Raw genomic sequence first — 17599 nt, forward strand, 5'->3', positions numbered from 1 at the left:
CATGGCAACAAAAACTGCTGATTATATTTGGTTCAATGGCGAGATGATCCCATGGGCGAATGCGACCGTTCACGTACTCACCCATGCAATGCACTACGGCACTTCGGTGTTTGAAGGTGTTCGCTGCTACAACACCCCAAAAGGCCCTATCATCTTCCGCCATCGCGAACACGCGCAGCGCCTGCTTGATTCAGCCAAAATCTACCGCTTTCCAATCCCTTATTCGATCGAGACCATCATGGAAGCGACGCGCGAAACCTTACGCGTCAACAAACTCGATAACGCTTACATTCGCCCATTGGCGTATGTGGGTAACGTGGGTCTTGGCGTGTGCCCGCCAGTCGGCACTGAAATGGATCTGATGATTGCCGCTTTCCCTTGGGGGGCTTACCTCGGTGAAGAAGCGCTAGAAAATGGCGTGGATGCCATGGTTTCAAGCTGGCATCGTGCGGCACCGAACACCATTCCAACCGCGGCAAAAGCTGGCGGTAATTACCTATCTTCTCTACTGGTTGGTGGCGAAGCACGTCGCCACGGTTACGCGGAAGGCATTGCGCTGAGTGTGGATGGTTATCTCTCTGAAGGCGCAGGCGAAAACATTTTCGTGGTGAAAAACGGCGTGATCCTGACCCCACCGACCACCAGCTCTATCCTGCCGGGTATCACCCGTGATTCGATCATGACGCTGGCACGCGACATGGGTTATGAAGTGCGCGAAGCCAACATCTCCCGTGAAGCGCTCTATCTGGCCGATGAAATTTTCATGACAGGTACCGCCGCCGAAGTGGTTCCCGTGCGTAGCGTGGATAAGATTACCGTAGGCGCAGGCAAGCGCGGCCCCATCACCAAGGTAGTACAAGATGCTTACTTTGGTCTGTTCAAAGGCACCACAGAAGATAAGTGGGGCTGGTTGGATTACGTTTACCCAGCAGCGAAGTAAGGAGTTTCCATGCCTAAGTACCGTTCCGCCACCACCACACACGGACGTAACATGGCGGGTGCGCGCGCATTATGGCGCGCCACCGGCGTCAAAGAGGAAGATTTTGGTAAACCGATCATTGCGGTGGTCAACTCCTTCACCCAATTTGTTCCCGGCCATGTGCATTTAAAAGATCTCGGCCAACTGGTCGCACGCGAAATTGAAGCCGCGGGCGGCATTGCCAAAGAATTCAACACCATTGCGGTCGATGACGGCATCGCCATGGGCCACGGCGGCATGCTCTACTCGCTGCCATCGCGTGAACTGATCGCCGATTCCGTCGAATACATGGTCAATGCGCACTGCGCCGATGCCATGGTGTGTATCTCCAACTGTGACAAAATCACTCCAGGAATGCTGATGGCGGCGATGCGCCTTAATATTCCGGCGATTTTCGTCTCTGGCGGCCCGATGGAAGCGGGAAAAACCAAGCTTTCTGACCAAATCATCAAGCTCGACTTGGTCGATGCCATGATGCAAGGCGCTGACCCCAAAGTATCGGATGCCCAAAGTGAGCAGATTGAACGCTCGGCCTGTCCTACTTGTGGCTCTTGCTCGGGGATGTTTACCGCCAACTCAATGAACTGCTTGACCGAAGCGCTGGGTCTCTCTCAGCCGGGTAACGGCTCACTGCTCGCCACGCATGCCGATCGCAAACAGCTGTTTTTGACTGCTGGGCAACGGATTGTTGAGCTGACTAAACGTTACTACGAGCAAGATGATGCCTCAGTTTTGCCACGCAACATTGCCAACAAAGCAGCGTTTGAAAACGCCATTGCGCTGGATATTGCGATGGGCGGCTCCACCAACACGGTGTTACACCTGTTGGCCGCTGCGCAGGAAGGCGAAGTGGAATTTGATATGACCGATATCGATCGCATGTCTCGCCAAGTGCCACACTTATGTAAAGTCGCGCCTTCCACTCAGAAATACCATATGGAAGATGTACACCGCGCGGGCGGTGTAATGGGCATTTTGGGTGAGCTACAACGTGCAGGTCTACTCAAGGATCAAACCCGCACCGTACTAGGCATCTCGCTGCAAGAGCAGCTGGCGCAATACGACGTGAAACAAACCCAAGATCCAGCGGTACATACTATGTTCCGCGCAGGCCCTGCTGGCATTCGCACCACTCAAGCTTTCTCACAAGATTGCCGTTGGGATACGCTCGATGACGATCGCCAAGAGGGGTGTATTCGCGATAAAGCGCACGCATTCAGTCAAGATGGTGGCCTTGCCGTACTCAAAGGCAACTTGGCGATTGACGGCTGCATCGTAAAAACTGCTGGCGTGGATGAAAGTATCCTCAAATTCCGTGGTCCTGCTGTGGTGTATGAAAGTCAGGAAGACGCGGTCAACGGCATTCTTGGCGGCCAAGTCAAAGCCGGTGACGTCGTGGTTATTCGTTATGAAGGGCCAAAAGGCGGTCCGGGCATGCAAGAGATGCTCTACCCAACCACCTACCTCAAATCGATGGGACTGGGTAAACAGTGCGCGCTACTGACCGATGGCCGCTTCTCCGGTGGTACGTCCGGCTTGTCGATTGGTCACGCCTCTCCGGAAGCGGCGAATGGCGGTACGATCGGCTTGGTACGCAGTGGCGATAGCATCGCGATTGATATTCCCAACCGTTCGATCACGCTCGAAGTCAGCGAATCTGAGCTAGCAGCTCGCCGCGCTGAACAAGATAAACTCGGCTGGAAACCAGTGGATCGCCAGCGTACCGTTTCTTTGGCGCTGAAAGCTTATGCCAGCATGGCAACCAGCGCCGACAAAGGTGCAGTGCGCGATAAGTCCAAACTTGAGGGCTAAGCCATGGGGTTAACCAATCAAACTGGCGCAGAGTATCTGCGCCAGATCTTGCGCTCTCCGGTGTATGAGGTAGCGAACGTCACGCCATTGCAAACCATGCCGCGTCTTTCGGCGCGGATTGGTAACCAAGTGCAGATCAAACGTGAAGATCGCCAGCCAGTACACTCGTTTAAACTGCGCGGCGCTTACAACATGGTGTCGCACCTAACCGAAGCACAAAAAGCCGCGGGCGTAATTGCCGCTTCCGCAGGTAATCATGCCCAAGGTATGGCGCTGTCAGGAACGAAACTTGGCATCAAAACCACCATCGTCATGCCACGCACCACGCCAGACATTAAAGTTGAAGCGGTACGCGGATTTGGCGGCGAAGTACTGCTGCATGGCAGCAATTTCGATGAAGCCAAAGCCGAAGCCGAACGTTTATCCAAAGAGCAAGGCTACACCTTTGTACCTCCGTTCGATCACCCTTTGGTGATTGCCGGTCAAGGCACGATTGGCATGGAAATGCTGCAGCAAAACGGTCATTTGGATTACATTTTTGTGCCGGTCGGTGGCGGCGGTTTAGCGGCGGGAGTGGCGGTTCTGGTCAAACAGTTGATGCCGGAGATCCAAGTCATCGCGGTTGAACCGGAAGACTCAGCCTGCCTCAAAGCAGCCTTAGATGCGGGTAAACCTGTGGTGCTGGATCAAGTCAGCATGTTTGCTGATGGTGTGGCAGTAAAACGAATTGGCGATGAAACCTTTCGCCTTTGCCAGCAATACATTGACGGCCACGTGACGGTGTCCAGTGATGAAATCTGCGCGGCGGTGAAAGACATTTTTGAAGATACGCGCGCCATCGCTGAACCTTCTGGCGCATTGGCGCTGGCGGGACTAAAGAAATTTGCCGAACAGCAGCAGCTCAAAGGCAAACAGTTGGGTACGGTACTTTCTGGCGCCAACACCAACTTCCACGGTTTGCGTTATGTGTCGGAGCGCTGCGAACTGGGTGAAAAACGCGAAGGCTTACTGGCGGTGACCATTCCAGAGCGCAAAGGGGCGTTTTTCGACTTCTGCCAAATTATTGGTAACCGCGCCGTCACCGAATTTAACTACCGTTACAATGATGATCAACTGGCCAATATTTTTGTCGGTGTGCGTTTAGTCGGCGGCCCAGATGAGCTGAAATCGATCATTCACGAGCTGCGCCAATCCGGCTATCCGGTGCAAGATCTCTCGGATGATGAAATGGCCAAGCTACACATTCGCTACATGATTGGTGGTCGCCCTTCCAAACCACTGACCGAGCGTTTGTACAGCTTTGAGTTTCCTGAATACCCCGGCGCACTGCTCAAATTCTTGAGCATGCTCGGCACCCACTGGAACATCAGCTTGTTCAACTACCGCAACCACGGCGCAGACTACGGCCGCGTGCTGTGTGGTTTTGAACTGGATACACCAGACCTAGTGCGCTTTTCAGAGCATTTGGTTGAACTCGGTTATCGCTATAAAGATGAAACCGATAACCCTGCGTATCGTTTCTTCCTAGCTAAATAATCTTCGCCCCACCTTATGTGGGGCTCTTTCTCTTTACCGGCGAGCCATCAGCATCGAGCGAAGTGGCCAAGGTCAAGTGTTGAAAAATCAACCATTTCATTCCTGAACAATTCTTGCTAAAACTTGTTCTATATCCAGTCCGCTCTATAGATAGGCTGGCATACTCCTCGCTTTCGCTTGGCTTTACCATCCATACCCGACTACTTGTCCATTCAGGTAGAAAAGGCATAACAGAGGGAAATCCCATATGTTCAACGCGTTGCTGCTTACTCAACAAGACAAAATCACTCACGCGACGGTCACTCAAATTAACGATGATCAGCTGCCCGCAGGCAATGTGACGGTAGCGGTCAACTACTCTTCACTCAATTACAAAGATGGCCTCGCCATTACTGGCAAAGGCAAAATTATCCGTGAATTTCCTATGGTTCCGGGGATTGATTTTGCAGGCACAGTCTTGGAATCAGCCGATGCGCGTTATCAAGTCGGTGATGCCGTGGTTCTGACCGGATGGGGTGTGGGTGAAAATCATTGGGGGGGCATGGCGCAAAAAGCGCGATTAAATGCCGATTGGTTGGTGAAATTGCCACAAGGCTTAACCAGCCAGCAAGCCATGATGATTGGTACTGCAGGCTTTACCGCCATGTTGTGTGTACAGGCGCTGATTGACGGTGGCATCAAACCGGAAGATGGCGAAATCTTAGTCACCGGAGCCAGTGGCGGTGTCGGCTCTGTCGCCGTCACTTTACTTGCTCAGCTTGGCTATAAGGTCGTGGCGGTGACAGGACGCGTAGCACAGAATGGCCCTCTTTTAGAACAACTCGGTGCCTCGCGCGTTATCGATCGCCAAGAATTTAGTGAAGCCTCCAGACCGCTCGAAAAACAGCTCTGGGTTGGTGCGGTCGATACCGTAGGCAGTAAAGTGTTAGCAAAAGTGCTGGCACAAATGCACTATAACGGGGTCGTTGCCGCTTGTGGTCTGGCAGGTGGTTTTGATCTGCCGACCACAGTCATGCCATTTATCCTGCGCAATGTACGTTTACAGGGCGTTGACTCCGTCTCTTGCCCTGTCGAGAAACGCCTTGCTGCATGGAAGAAGCTGGCGGAGTTGTTGCCTGCAAGCTACTACGCTCAAGCGTGCCACGAAATCAGCTTGTCACAAGTGCCAGAATACGCCGAAGCGATTACTAATGGCCAAGTGACAGGCCGCGTGGTCGTTAAACTCTAAGCCAAAACGTATTGATTCGAATGGAAAGAAACCCGCACTGTTGGCGGGTTTCTCATTGTGAACCTTATCTGGTTATAAATAGCAGGCAAAAAAATCCCGCCTTTCAGCGGGGAAGCCCAAGAAAAATGGGGATAGTGTCGGAATGTAATTGAGCGTAGTCAGTCACGTTGGTTAACGATGTGGTTGCTGAGTGGTGTCTTGTTCGCTACGCATCTCTAGCCAAATACCAAAGATGGAGGCAGCAGTACCTAACACTGGCATCAATTGAGCTTGTGTGGTCTCTCCCAAGCCCAAAGCACACAAGGAAATAAAACACAAAACGGCATAGATGGTCAGTCTATCGAGTGTGGTTAACATCATTCCCTCGCTCAACTTGTTACTAACTTGTTAAGGAAGTTATAACAAAATGATCCTTTTGCCAAGCGATTATTGAATAATTTTTCTCCACCAGTATCATCTACGCCTTAATTGTGACACCCAACAGGTTTTAGCATGACTTTCAATCCGAACATTGCCACGCATACTTTAGAAGCAGAAGGATTACGCTGCCCAGAGCCAGTGATGATGGTCAGGAAAACCATTCGTACGATGCTAGACGGCGAAGTGTTATTGGTTACGGCCGATGACCCCTCCACCACGCGTGATATTCCCAGCTTCTGCCGCTTTATGGATCACCAATTACTCGGTGCGCAGATCGACCAACTGCCTTATCAGTACCTGATTAAAAAAGGGTTGGCCTAACAAACAATCACTACCGCTAAAAGCGGTGGTTTAGGGATGACAATAAAAAAGACTGCCGAGGCAGTCTTTTTTGATAGCAATCTGATTTACTCTTCTTCGAGGTTACGCAGCTCTGCTTGCAACCTATTGAGTTGTTTTTGCAGCGTTCGCACTTCATCGTGCAGCGGAATAATATGGGCAACGCGAATCCAAGATTCGACCGCTAACGCCGTCATCACAATCGCGCCCACCACCATCGGCATCCATAAATCGGTTAACGCCATACCGAGTAACGTTAACACTAAGCCAAAACTGAATAAGTAACTCTGGCTTTTTGGTGTCATCCCCATGTAACGAGTCAGCATAATGGTGTACTCTTACTCTTGAACCCTGCTCATACCCTAGCATGATAATCCACATCAGGATGGGTGATAGGTCACGCTGCACAGTCGAAATCCGCGCGTTACGACTCAAAAAAACGCCGTAGCCAGTGCCATTAGCAAGAATAACCCTGCCGTTACTTTACGGATCAAACCCAGCGGCATTTTGTCGGCGGACAATTTACCAATCAGCACCACTGGAACATTCGCAAGCAACATACCTAAGGTCGTCCCAACAATCACCCAACTGAGGGCATCGGCATACTGCGCCCCTAAAATCGAGGTGGCAATTTGGGTTTTATCGCCAATTTCAGCCATAAAGAAGGCAATAAAACTTGCCACAAAAGGACCGCGAGTAGAGATAGACTCTTCTCCATCCAATTTATCTGGGATGAGAATCCAACCCGCCATCGTAAGGAAACTAACCACCAACACCCATTTTAAAATGTCGGGAGAAAGATAATCCGCCACCACCACACCTAACCAAGCGGCCAGTGCATGATTGGCTAACGTCGCAAGAAAAATGGCGGCAATAATCGGAATGGGTTTACGGTAACGGCTGGCGAGTAACAAGGATAACAGTTGGGTTTTATCCCCGATCTCGGCTAAAGCCACAGTAGTAATCGAAATAGCTAAAACGCTCATGACATGCTCTGTGGGACAGGGATTTATTATCGAACCGTAGACAAACAATCACGCCCTATCCCAGTTCGCGTTGTTTGTCTAAGGTCTTGCTAAACCTGAAGGCTCAGGTCTCACACACCATGGTAATTGAGTACCAAATATGTTGATGTGTGAATCACCAAGTTGAAAACTTAGAGACCAGCTACTCCCCAAAGACGGAGCGAATTCTAACCACCGGAATCCAGAATCGCAACCCTCGTTACCCACTTTTCCATGACTCAGAGAGAAATTGGCACAAAAGTCGGGAAAAATGAGCGTAAAAGAAATTATTGTCGATTAATTCAGCAAGATTTCCGCTACTTTGTCAGGGAATATCTGGGTATACTTCAGTGTTATTTTTTATCAATTCAGACAGAAGAATCGCGCGAACCTGACTATGCAAAAATACGACATCAAAACCTTTCAGGGTATGATCCTCGCGCTGCAGGATTATTGGGCCCAACAAGGCTGTACTATTGTGCAACCTCTCGACATGGAAGTGGGTGCAGGTACTTCTCACCCGATGACTTGCTTACGAGCATTAGGCCCTGAACCTATCGCAACCGCGTACGTTCAACCCTCACGCCGCCCAACTGACGGCCGCTACGGTGAAAACCCAAACCGTCTGCAGCACTACTACCAGTTCCAGGTGATCATCAAACCCTCACCAGACAACATCCAAGAGCTGTACCTAGGTTCACTGCGTGTACTGGGTGTTGACCCTTGTGTGCATGACATCCGCTTTGTGGAAGACAACTGGGAAAACCCAACCTTAGGTGCTTGGGGTCTTGGCTGGGAAGTGTGGCTAAACGGCATGGAAGTGACTCAGTTCACTTACTTCCAGCAAGTTGGCGGTCTTGAGTGTAAGCCTGTGACCGGCGAAATCACTTACGGTATTGAGCGTCTGGCAATGTACATTCAGGGCGTGGATTCGGTTTACGATCTGGTCTGGACCGATGGCCCACTGGGCAAAGTGACTTACGGCGACATCTTCCACCAAAACGAAGTTGAACAATCCACTTACAACTTTGAACACGCGGATGTGGATTTCCTCTTCACTTACTTCGACCAGTGTGAAAAAGAGTGTAAATACCTGCTAGAGCTTGAAAAGCCACTGCCTCTGCCAGCCTACGAGCGTATTTTGAAAGCGGCACACGCCTTCAACTTGCTCGATGCACGCAAAGCGATCTCAGTGACTGAGCGTCAGCGCTACATTCTGCGCATTCGCAACCTAACCAAATCGGTCGCCGAAGCTTATTACGCATCCCGTGAAGCTCTGGGCTTCCCTATGTGTAAGAAGTCAGAACAGAAGTAAGGGGAAGACGTCACATGGCAAAAGAATTTTTAATTGAGCTAGGCACAGAAGAGCTGCCACCAAAGCAACTGCGCACACTGGCTGAAGCCTTTGCGGCGAATTTTGCGGCAGAACTGGCAACAGCTGACATCGCCCATGAAGGCGTAACTTGGTTTGCCACGCCACGCCGTTTGGCACTGAAAGTGGCCAATTTGGCAGAAAGCCAACCGGATCGCGTCGTTGAAAAACGTGGTCCTGCCGTCAACGTTGCGTTTGATGCCGATGGCAAGCCAACCAAAGCCGCTGAAGGCTGGGCGCGTGGCAATGGCATCACGGTAGAGCAAGCAGAACGTCTCGTCACAGACAAAGGCGAATGGCTGCTCTTCAAAGAACAAGTGCAAGGCCAACAAACCGCTTCTGTGGTTGTGGAGATGGCGGCCAAAGCGCTGGCTAACCTGCCGATTGCGAAACCGATGCGTTGGGGCGACAAAGAAACCCAATTTATCCGTCCAGTAAAAACTCTGACCATTCTGTTTGGTAGCGAACTGATCCAAGGCGAAATCTTGGGTGTTGCTTCTGCACGCACCCTCCGTGGTCACCGCTTTATGGGTGAAGCGGAATTCACCATCGAATCGGCTGAGCAGTACCCTGCGATCCTTGAAGAGCGCGGCAAAGTCATCGCTGACTACGCGACTCGTAAAGCGATGATCATCGAAGGCTCACAACAAGCGGCTCAGCAGCTCGGCGGTATCGCGGATCTGGAAGATGCGCTGGTAGAAGAAGTGACCTCGCTGGTGGAATGGCCAGTGGTGATGACGGCGAAATTTGAAGAAAAATTCCTCAAAGTTCCAGCAGAAGCTTTGGTGTACACCATGAAAGGTGACCAAAAATATTTCCCAGTCTATGACGCAAGCAAAAAACTGCTGCCTAACTTCATCTTCGTTTCGAACATCGAATCGAAAGAGCCTCGCCACATTGTGGAAGGTAACGAGAAGGTAGTTCGTCCACGTCTGGCAGATGCAGAGTTCTTCTTTAATACTGACCGCAAGCGCCCATTGGTGGATCGCTTACCTCTGCTCGAAAACGCGATTTTCCAACAGCAACTCGGCACGATTAAAGACAAAACCGACCGCATTACTGAACTGGCTGGCTACATCGCAGAGCAGATCGGTGCTGACGTGGAGAAATCTAAGCGTGCAGGCCTACTGGCAAAATGTGACCTAATGACCTCGATGGTGTTTGAATTTACCGACACCCAAGGCGTGATGGGTATGCATTATGCGCGTCACGATGGCGAAGCAGAAGAAGTTGCAGTTGCGCTGAATGAGCAGTACATGCCACGTTTCGCGGGTGATGAACTGCCAAGCCGTGGTGTTTCAGCTGCGGTCGCGATGGCTGACAAACTCGATACTATCGTCGGTATATTTGGTATTGGTCAGGCGCCGAAAGGCAGTGACCCATTTGCGCTGCGTCGTGCTTCACTGGGTGTACTGCGTATTCTGGTTGAGTACGGCTACCAGTTGGATCTGGTGGATTTGATCGCCAAAGCCAAATCACTGTTTGGTGACCGCCTGACTAACGCCAACGTTGAGCAGGAAGTGATCGAGTTTATGCTTGGCCGTTTCCCAACCTGGTACCAAGATGCCGGTTTTAGCATCGACATCATCCAAGCGGTACTGGCGCGTAACCCAACCAAACCAGCCGACTTTGATCAGCGTGTGAAAGCCGTATCGCACTTCCGCGCTCTTGAAGAAGCCGAAGCACTGGCTGCTGCCAACAAGCGTGTAGGCAACATTCTGGCTAAGTACGATGGTGAATTGGGTGAAGAAATCGATCTCGCTCTGCTGCAAGAAGATGCGGAAAAAGCCTTAGCCGAAGCCGTCGAAATCATGGCAGAAGCGTTAGAACCTGCGTTTGCAACCGGCAACTACCAAGAAGCTCTGAGCAAACTGGCTGGCCTGCGCGCGCCTGTCGATGCCTTCTTCGACAACGTGATGGTGATGGCTGACGATGAAGCACTGAAGAAGAACCGTCTCACGCTACTCAACAAGCTGCGTAACCTGTTCCTGCAAATTGCCGACATTTCGCTGCTGCAAAAATAATCTGCAGCACGACAATTTCGTCAACAAACTTTAAGCCCAACTCAAAAGAGTTGGGCTTTGTTTTTGCTCGCGCTCCCCAAACGACTTGGAGTTGCAGGTAGGCGACAAGTGAGTTCATCCCCATGAGCATAGATAAACTATGTGATTGGGGTGAACGAACGCCGCCAACACCGCTGCAGCTTCAAGTAGGAAGGGGACACAAAAATATTGCTTTGCCTCGCAAATACATTGCGGTATGTTCAAGAACTATTCTAAACGGCGGAGATTCCACCGGTATATCGTTTCGCAAACACACAGCAATCATTAGGTAGTCGAGCAATGCAGTATTCCTCTTTTGGCGAAAAGTTTAATCGCTACTCCGGTATTACCCAGTTAATGGATGATTTGAACGATGGTCTGCGCACTCCAGGCGCGATCATGCTTGGTGGCGGTAATCCTGCTGCCATCCCTGCCATGCTCGATTATTTCCATAACACCAGCGCCGAAATGTTGGCCGATGGTTCACTGCTCAATGCCATGACCAATTACGATGGTCCACAGGGCAAAGATGTGTTTGTAAAATCGCTCGCTACACTGCTGCGTGAGACGTATGGCTGGAATATCAGCGAAAAGAACATCACCTTGACCAACGGCAGCCAGAGTGGCTTTTTCTACCTGTTTAACTTGTTTGCCGGTAAACAGCCCGATGGTGCACACAAAAAAATCCTCCTACCCCTCGCGCCCGAATACATTGGCTACGGTGATGCTGGCATTGATGACGATATTTTTGTCTCCTACCGTCCGGAGATTGAGCTGCTCGATCAAGGACTGTTCAAATACCATGTGGACTTTTCTGAGCTGAAAGTCGATGAATCGGTGGCCGCGATCTGTGTGTCTCGCCCCACCAACCCAACCGGTAACGTGTTAACCGAAGAGGAAATCCACAAACTCGACCAACTGGCACGTGATAACGGTGTGCCGTTAATTATCGACAATGCTTACGGCGTGCCATTCCCGAATATCATTTTTGAAGACATTGAACCGTTTTGGAATGACAACACCATCTTGTGCATGAGCCTATCCAAACTGGGCTTGCCCGGTCTGCGCTGCGGCATTGTGATCGCCAATGAAGCGGTAACTCAAGCGCTGACCAACATGAATGGCATCATTAGCTTAGCACCCGGCAGTATGGGACCCGCACTGGTGCAACGCATGATAGAAAAAGGCGATCTGCTGAGACTTAGCGAGCAGGTGATCAAGCCGTTTTATCGCCAAAAAGCGCAACATGCGGTAGAGCTGCTGCAAAGTGCGATTACGGATCCGCGTTTTCGCATCCATAAACCCGAAGGGGCGATCTTCCTCTGGCTGTGGTTTGATGAACTGCCGATCACCACAATGGAGCTTTACCAACGTTTGAAAGCGCGTGGGGTATTGATTGTACCGGGCGAATATTTCTTTATCGGCCAGCCGCAAGAATGGCCACACGCTCATGAGTGCTTGCGTATGAACTATGTGCAGAACGAGCAAGCGATGGAACAAGGCATTGCCATCATCGCCGAAGAAGTACAAAAAGCGTATCAACAAGCCAACGTCTAAACACCCAAACTAAGCAATGCAAAAAGCCCGCGAAATTCGCGGGCTTCGTTTTATCTCGCGTTCAGTGCGTTAAAACGCTGCGCAGAGTTATTTGTTTTCCAGTAGGTGCTTGCCGTTAATCGCAATTTTACGTGGCTGCATCGCTTCTGGAATTTCGCGCTCTAAATCAATGTGCAGCAGACCATGTTCCATAGTCGCGCCAGTCACTTTCACGTAATCCGCTAATTGGAATTTACGTTCAAAATCGCGCTCGGCAATGCCCTGATAGATGTAGTTTTTGCTCTCTTCAGGTTTACGCTCACCGCGCACAATCAAAGTATTCTCTTGTTGAGTAATATCGATCTCTTCATCGCCAAAACCCGCTACCGCCATGGTAATGCGATATTGGTTGTCTTCTTTTTGCTCGATATTGTATGGAGGGTATCCGCCTTGGGCGTTTTTCGCCGCGCTGTTTTCCATCATGTTCAGTAGACGGTCAAAGCCAATCGCGTTGCGGTACAGTGGAGTAAAATCTACAGTTCTCATATTCCTATCCTCTTTGATTAAGCAATAGTCTTAACAATGACTTGTTAAGTCGCTCGATCCATTCTTATGACCTGAATCGGCGTGATTTCAGTTAGGTAACACACTCCTCAATTGAGCAAGGGTGTTAGTCTCATTCAGAGGTCCTAGCGGCATCCTCTTCAATTCTAGATATAAGGTCACTCAAAACCATTTCAAGTTTTTGCCCAAAAATTTTTTTGAAAAAAAGCCCGACATTGAGTCGGGCTAGTCATTTGGATAATGCACTTTATCCTTAATTAACGGCCTTTGCTTTTGCGTGGCTTAATCACTGAGCTCTCTTGCGCTTTTTCTTGCTTCAGCTTGCGCTTCTCTTTGAGGCTGAGTTGTGGTTTTTTCATCTCTTGTTTACTCATGACAAACTCCTAATTACTGACATAACAAGCATGGCAAAGCTTGGTTGGCTTACCCTGCATTGAGTGCTGAACGTGAGTAATGGCAAAGCAATGGGGTTGTCCCCAAATCGACAAGGTAAACACTTCATGCTGACGACGGCCAAGTAAAGCGGCACCAAGTAGGGAATCGCACGTCACGCCACCCTGGACTTCGTGCTGATTTTCAGACGTGGTCAGAGTGACTTGAAACGACAACTGACGATGAGCATCAACAAGGCTCACCGTATCCCCAAGCTTAATGCGCTGTGGCGCTCGTTCAATGGGCGAGCGAGGATGCTCCAGCTTCTCGAACAATTCGAGCAGCAACAGCGGAGATTGATAGGTCAAAAAGCGGCTACGTAGCCACCAACCGGCGAGAAAACGCCGAATATTCAAAGATAACCGGTTCAGCATGATACTTCCTTTGCTCATTCCATTACCAACAGTGACAAATCGATGAGTATGCCCGGGAGTGAAATACACTCCCGGTTCAATTCACAAAGGCGACCATCCTGACCTCCAGTCAAAAAAATAAGGAATAACGATAGGGTTCACAGACCACTATAGACACTAAAAAAATGAATGCAACCTCATGAAATTTAGAGAAAAAAGGAAAGTCTAATAAAGCTGTTTTCAGGATAGAAAAGTCTTAGTTAACCTCTGATTTTGGTGCTTTAGCCCAACAACCTAGGATATTCGACACAAAATTTTTATGGCTCCCTTTTGTCATTGCTTGAGGCTGCCGTCATCCAACAGAGGGAAGGGACAAAATGCAGAGATAAAAAAAGCAGCGCCACAGCGCTGCTTTTTTATCGCAGATTGTTAATCAACCAAACGCTTATACGTCGAGGTTGGCCACTTTCAGTGCGTTGGTTTCGATAAATGCACGACGTGGTTCAACTTGATCGCCCATGAGCGTCGTGAACAGTTCGTCCGCGCCTACCGCATCTTCGATAGTGACTTGCATCATACGACGCGTTTCTGGATCCATCGTAGTTTCCCACAGCTGATCAGGGTTCATTTCGCCCAGACCTTTATAGCGTTGGATAGACAGACCGCGGCGCGACTCTTTGATCAGCCAATCCAGCGCGGCGGCAAAGCTGCTGATCGGTTGTACTCGCTCACCACGTTTGATAAACGCTCCCGCTTCAATCAAACCGTCCAGCGCTTCCGACAGATCGGCTAACTTAGCGTACTCTTTCGAGTTGATCAGATCCGCGCTCAGTAAGTATTCATGAGTCACACCGTGAGTACGCACCTGAATTTTTGGCAAGTACACATTCAGCTCAGCATTGTGTTCAACCAGAACGCTGTATTGGCTCGCACCCACTTCTTTAGCATTCAACTGTTCGACTAAACGCTGTGTCCAAGCTTCAACCGCGGCTTTATCCGCACACAGCTCGGCATTGATGCGTGGTACGTAAATCAGCTCATGCAGCATCGCGTAAGGGTAACGGCGGCTCATGCGCTCAACCAGCTTGATCGCGGCGTTATATTGCTGAACCAGCTTCTCCAGCGGTTCACCCGCTAACGCTGGCGCATCGGCATTCACGTGCAGCTCTGCACCATCCATCGCCAGTGCCACTTGGTACTGGTTCATCGCCTCTTCATCTTTGATGTACTGCTCTTGTTTGCCTTTCTTCACTTTATACAGTGGTGGCTGAGCAATGTAGATGTAACCACGCTCAATCAACTCAGGCATTTGGCGGTAGAAAAAGGTCAACAGCAGAGTACGAATGTGCGAGCCGTCGACGTCCGCATCGGTCATGATGATGATGTTGTGATAACGCAGTTTATCTGGGTTGTACTCATCACGGCCGATACCACAGCCTAATGCAGTGATGAGGGTCGCGACTTCTTGTGAAGACAACATCTTGTCAAAACGCGCTTTTTCTACGTTGAGGATTTTACCTTTCAGCGGCAGAATCGCTTGATTCTTACGGTTACGGCCTTGTTTGGCTGAACCGCCCGCTGAGTCACCCTCCACTATGTAGAGTTCAGACAATGCTGGGTCTTTTTCCTGACAATCCGCCAGTTTGCCGGGTAAGCCAGCAAGATCCAGCGCGCCTTTACGGCGAGTCATTTCCCGGGCTTTACGCGCCGCTTCACGCGCACGCGCCGCATCAATAATCTTCGAACAAACGTTTTTCGCTTCGCTTGGGTTTTCCGCTAGGAAATCCGCCAGCTTCTCATTCATGGCTGACTCAACCGCGGATTTTACTTCCGAAGAAACCAGCTTATCTTTGGTTTGGCTTGAGAATTTAGGATCCGGCACTTTCACCGAAACCACTGCCGTTAAGCCTTCACGCGCATCATCACCCGAGGTTGCCGCTTGCGCTTTCTTCGAGAAGCCTTCTTTGTCCATGTAGTTGTTCAAAGTACGGGTCAACGCACCACGGAAACCGGCTAAGTGGGTACCACCATCACGCTGTGGGATGTTGTTAGTAAAGCAGTAGATGTTTTCTTGGAAACCATCGTTCCACTGCATTGCCACTTCCACGCTGATGCCATCTTCACGCTCTTGGTTAAAGTGGAAGACTTTCTCATGGATTGGCGTTTTGTTACGGTTCAAGTGGGTCACAAACGCTTGAATACCCCCTTCATACATGAAGTGGTCTTTTTTATCTTCTTCACGTTCATCGGTCAGCTTGATCGACACGCCAGAGTTCAGGAATGACAGCTCACGCAGGCGTTTAGCCAAAATGTCGTAATGGAATTCGATATTGGTAAAAGTCTGTGCACTAGGCCAGAAACGTACGGTAGTACCGGTACGCTCTGTCTCACCTACCACAGCCAACGGTGCTTGTGGCACACCATGATGGTAAGTTTGCGAATGGATCTTGCCACCACGATAAATGGTAAGCAGCACTTTTTCAGAAAGCGCGTTAACCACCGACACACCTACCCCGTGCAGACCACCGGAGACTTTATAGGAGTTGTCGTCAAATTTACCGCCGGCGTGCAGTACAGTCATGATGACTTCTGCCGCAGACACTTTCTCTTCAGGATGCATTTCGGTCGGGATACCACGACCGTCATCGCTGACTGACACTGAGTTGTCTTCGTGGATGGTGACCACGATGTCTTTACAGTAACCTGCCAACGCTTCATCAATTGAGTTATCCACCACCTCAAAAACCATGTGGTGCAGACCGGTGCCATCATCAGTGTCGCCGATGTACATACCCGGACGCTTGCGTACCGCATCCAGACCCTTCAGTACCTTAATACTCGATGAATCGTAATTGTTCGACATGAGTTACTCTCTCACTCTGTTTATCCTTGCTCTATTACACCGTGGGCAACGTGAAATGTTTTACTGGACTCATCTAACATGTCCGCCACTTGGCTTTCGGTAATAGAACTTACAAAAACCTGCGCCCCCGTCCCTTTTAGGCTATCTGCCAAACGTTGGCGACGTAGGCTATCCAATTCGGAAGCAAAATCATCGATAAGATAAATGCATTGCTTTCCCGTCAACTCGGTCAGGTGCTGCCCTTGCGCCACGCGCAACGCACACACCATCAACTTCAGTTGTCCCCGCGACAACACATCTTCCACCGGGGTTGCGTTCACTTTAATCCGCAAATCCGCTTTGTTAGGCCCGCTAAAGGTATAGCCCAACTGCTGATCCCGTTCGAAGTTTTTTTCCAGAATCGATTGATAAGGCTGATCTTTTTCCCAACCTCGATAATACTTTAAGTCGATATCGAATTCTGGCAAAAATGTGCGACATAACTGCTCTGCCACATTTTTCAATTGATTGACGTAACTTTCACGCCACTGGTCAATCTGCTCAGCCAAACGGGCTAATTCTTGATCCCAATAACTGAGTTCACGATAGCTTTGCGCGCTTTTTAGCAGTGCATTACGCTGCTTGCTGAGCCGCTTAAACCGCCCCCATGCATCGAAAAAAGCGGGCTCAGTATGAAACACGCCCCAATCGATAAAAGCCCGACGCTGTTTCGGTCCATCGGTCAGCAGTTCAAAGCCTTCCGGATGAATCAATTGCAGTGGCAAAATCTGCGCTAATTGCGCCAATTTTTGCCCTGTTTGGCCGCCTATTTTAACCTCAGTTGAGCCGTCACGCTGCTTATTAATGCCAACGGGTAGCTCAAATTGATCAGAGCTCAAAGAATGCTCACAAATCCGGCCATGCACAAACAGTTCTGAGCACTCATTTTGAATGATCCGTCCGGTCAGCGAGCTTTTAAATGAACGGCCATGGCCGAGCAGATAAATCGCTTCAAGCACGCTGGTTTTACCGCTGCCATTCGGCCCGATAAGAAAGTTAAAGCCTGCTGATAGGCGAATATCACAGGCTTTAATATTACGAAACTGTTGGATCATTAACCGGGAAAGCGGCATGGTAACT

Annotated in this window: 15 protein-coding genes and 1 riboswitch; of the genes, 8 read left to right on the plus strand and 7 right to left on the minus strand. The window is 50.0% G+C overall.

The window, feature by feature from the left end; translation table 11 throughout:
- Position 1 precedes the first annotated feature (1 nt).
- The 4 genes from ilvE (at position 2) to acuI (ending at position 5555) form a co-directional block, all read left to right on the plus strand.
- Positions 2-940: a branched-chain-amino-acid transaminase gene (ilvE, locus tag T411_RS0111665; RefSeq protein WP_000201999.1), complete on the plus strand. Its 939-nt coding sequence runs from the start codon at positions 2-4 to the stop codon at positions 938-940.
- A gap of 9 nt (positions 941-949) precedes the next feature.
- Positions 950-2791, plus strand: coding sequence for a dihydroxy-acid dehydratase (ilvD, locus tag T411_RS0111670; protein ID WP_001127457.1), 1842 nt, complete (start codon positions 950-952; stop codon positions 2789-2791).
- A 3-nt stretch (positions 2792-2794) separates the two neighbouring features.
- A complete protein-coding gene (gene ilvA / locus T411_RS0111675; RefSeq protein ID WP_000524712.1) occupies positions 2795-4327 on the plus strand; it encodes a threonine ammonia-lyase, biosynthetic in 1533 nt (510 codons plus the stop codon).
- Positions 4328-4574: 247 nt separating this feature from the next.
- Positions 4575-5555 (plus strand): acrylyl-CoA reductase (NADPH), encoded by a 981-nt coding sequence (gene acuI, locus T411_RS0111680; RefSeq protein ID WP_000481249.1) that lies wholly within the window; start codon positions 4575-4577, stop codon positions 5553-5555.
- 171 nt (positions 5556-5726) lie between these two features.
- Here acuI and T411_RS0111685 read toward each other — a convergent pair whose 3' ends face one another.
- Positions 5727-5912, minus strand: a complete 186-nt coding sequence (locus tag T411_RS0111685) for a hypothetical protein (protein ID WP_000958278.1) — start codon at positions 5910-5912, stop codon at positions 5727-5729.
- A gap of 135 nt (positions 5913-6047) precedes the next feature.
- Here T411_RS0111685 and tusA point away from each other — a divergent pair, with 135 nt between their 5' ends.
- Positions 6048-6296, plus strand: a complete 249-nt coding sequence (tusA, locus tag T411_RS0111690) for a sulfurtransferase TusA (RefSeq protein WP_000143763.1) — start codon at positions 6048-6050, stop codon at positions 6294-6296.
- Between the two features lie 86 nt (positions 6297-6382).
- Here tusA and T411_RS0111695 read toward each other — a convergent pair whose 3' ends face one another.
- The gene (locus T411_RS0111695; RefSeq protein WP_000958000.1) at positions 6383-6640 is read right to left on the minus strand and encodes a hypothetical protein; all 258 of its coding nucleotides are present in this window, start codon (positions 6638-6640) and stop codon (positions 6383-6385) included.
- 105 nt (positions 6641-6745) lie between these two features.
- Entirely contained in the window at positions 6746-7300 is a 555-nt protein-coding gene (locus tag T411_RS0111700) for a TMEM165/GDT1 family protein (protein WP_000114374.1), read from the minus strand.
- Between the two features lie 91 nt (positions 7301-7391).
- Positions 7392-7502: riboswitch (yybP-ykoY riboswitch) on the minus strand.
- A gap of 213 nt (positions 7503-7715) precedes the next feature.
- Between T411_RS0111700 and glyQ the strand changes: the two genes are divergently transcribed.
- The 3 genes from glyQ to T411_RS0111715 all read left to right on the plus strand — a co-directional run bounded on the left by glyQ (position 7716) and on the right by T411_RS0111715 (position 12289).
- Positions 7716-8633: a glycine--tRNA ligase subunit alpha gene (gene glyQ / locus T411_RS0111705; RefSeq protein ID WP_001174901.1), complete on the plus strand. Its 918-nt coding sequence runs from the start codon at positions 7716-7718 to the stop codon at positions 8631-8633.
- A 14-nt stretch (positions 8634-8647) separates the two neighbouring features.
- Positions 8648-10714, plus strand: coding sequence for a glycine--tRNA ligase subunit beta (glyS, locus tag T411_RS0111710; RefSeq protein ID WP_001040221.1), 2067 nt, complete (start codon positions 8648-8650; stop codon positions 10712-10714).
- A gap of 318 nt (positions 10715-11032) precedes the next feature.
- On the plus strand, positions 11033-12289 hold the full coding sequence (locus T411_RS0111715) for a valine--pyruvate transaminase (RefSeq protein WP_001200164.1): 1257 nt from the start codon (positions 11033-11035) through the stop codon (positions 12287-12289).
- Between the two features lie 87 nt (positions 12290-12376).
- Here T411_RS0111715 and T411_RS0111720 read toward each other — a convergent pair whose 3' ends face one another.
- From T411_RS0111720 to recF, 4 genes are all read right to left on the minus strand, one after another.
- Positions 12377-12814 (minus strand): Hsp20 family protein, encoded by a 438-nt coding sequence (locus tag T411_RS0111720; RefSeq protein WP_001261062.1) that lies wholly within the window; start codon positions 12812-12814, stop codon positions 12377-12379.
- Positions 12815-13215: 401 nt separating this feature from the next.
- A complete protein-coding gene (locus T411_RS0111730; protein ID WP_000934723.1) occupies positions 13216-13638 on the minus strand; it encodes a hypothetical protein in 423 nt (140 codons plus the stop codon).
- A gap of 424 nt (positions 13639-14062) precedes the next feature.
- A complete protein-coding gene (gyrB, locus tag T411_RS0111735; protein ID WP_000070020.1) occupies positions 14063-16480 on the minus strand; it encodes a DNA topoisomerase (ATP-hydrolyzing) subunit B in 2418 nt (805 codons plus the stop codon).
- Positions 16481-16500: 20 nt separating this feature from the next.
- On the minus strand, positions 16501-17592 hold the full coding sequence (recF, locus tag T411_RS0111740) for a DNA replication/repair protein RecF (protein ID WP_001884355.1): 1092 nt from the start codon (positions 17590-17592) through the stop codon (positions 16501-16503).
- Positions 17593-17599 lie beyond the last annotated feature (7 nt).

It is taken from the genome of Vibrio cholerae ATCC 14035, assembly GCF_000621645.1.
Taxonomy (GTDB): Bacteria; Pseudomonadota; Gammaproteobacteria; order Enterobacterales; family Vibrionaceae; genus Vibrio; species Vibrio cholerae.

Excerpts from the sequence above, each read along its gene's own strand:
- T411_RS0111685 (WP_000958278.1), bottom strand. The coding sequence starts at position 5,912 with ATGTTAACCACACTCGATAGACTGACCATCTATGCCGTTTTGTGTTTT.
- acuI (WP_000481249.1), top strand. The coding sequence starts at position 4,575 with ATGTTCAACGCGTTGCTGCTTACTCAACAAGACAAAATCACTCACGCG.
- glyQ (WP_001174901.1), top strand. The coding sequence starts at position 7,716 with ATGCAAAAATACGACATCAAAACCTTTCAGGGTATGATCCTCGCGCTG.
- T411_RS0111715 (WP_001200164.1), top strand. The coding sequence starts at position 11,033 with ATGCAGTATTCCTCTTTTGGCGAAAAGTTTAATCGCTACTCCGGTATT.
- ilvE (WP_000201999.1), top strand. The coding sequence starts at position 2 with ATGGCAACAAAAACTGCTGATTATATTTGGTTCAATGGCGAGATGATC.
- T411_RS0111695 (WP_000958000.1), bottom strand. The coding sequence starts at position 6,640 with ATGCTGACTCGTTACATGGGGATGACACCAAAAAGCCAGAGTTACTTA.
- tusA (WP_000143763.1), top strand. The coding sequence starts at position 6,048 with ATGACTTTCAATCCGAACATTGCCACGCATACTTTAGAAGCAGAAGGA.
- ilvD (WP_001127457.1), top strand. The coding sequence starts at position 950 with ATGCCTAAGTACCGTTCCGCCACCACCACACACGGACGTAACATGGCG.
- gyrB (WP_000070020.1), bottom strand. The coding sequence starts at position 16,480 with ATGTCGAACAATTACGATTCATCGAGTATTAAGGTACTGAAGGGTCTG.
- T411_RS0111700 (WP_000114374.1), bottom strand. The coding sequence starts at position 7,300 with ATGAGCGTTTTAGCTATTTCGATTACTACTGTGGCTTTAGCCGAGATC.
- recF (WP_001884355.1), bottom strand. The coding sequence starts at position 17,592 with ATGCCGCTTTCCCGGTTAATGATCCAACAGTTTCGTAATATTAAAGCC.
- T411_RS0111720 (WP_001261062.1), bottom strand. The coding sequence starts at position 12,814 with ATGAGAACTGTAGATTTTACTCCACTGTACCGCAACGCGATTGGCTTT.
- ilvA (WP_000524712.1), top strand. The coding sequence starts at position 2,795 with ATGGGGTTAACCAATCAAACTGGCGCAGAGTATCTGCGCCAGATCTTG.
- glyS (WP_001040221.1), top strand. The coding sequence starts at position 8,648 with ATGGCAAAAGAATTTTTAATTGAGCTAGGCACAGAAGAGCTGCCACCA.
- T411_RS0111730 (WP_000934723.1), bottom strand. The coding sequence starts at position 13,638 with ATGCTGAACCGGTTATCTTTGAATATTCGGCGTTTTCTCGCCGGTTGG.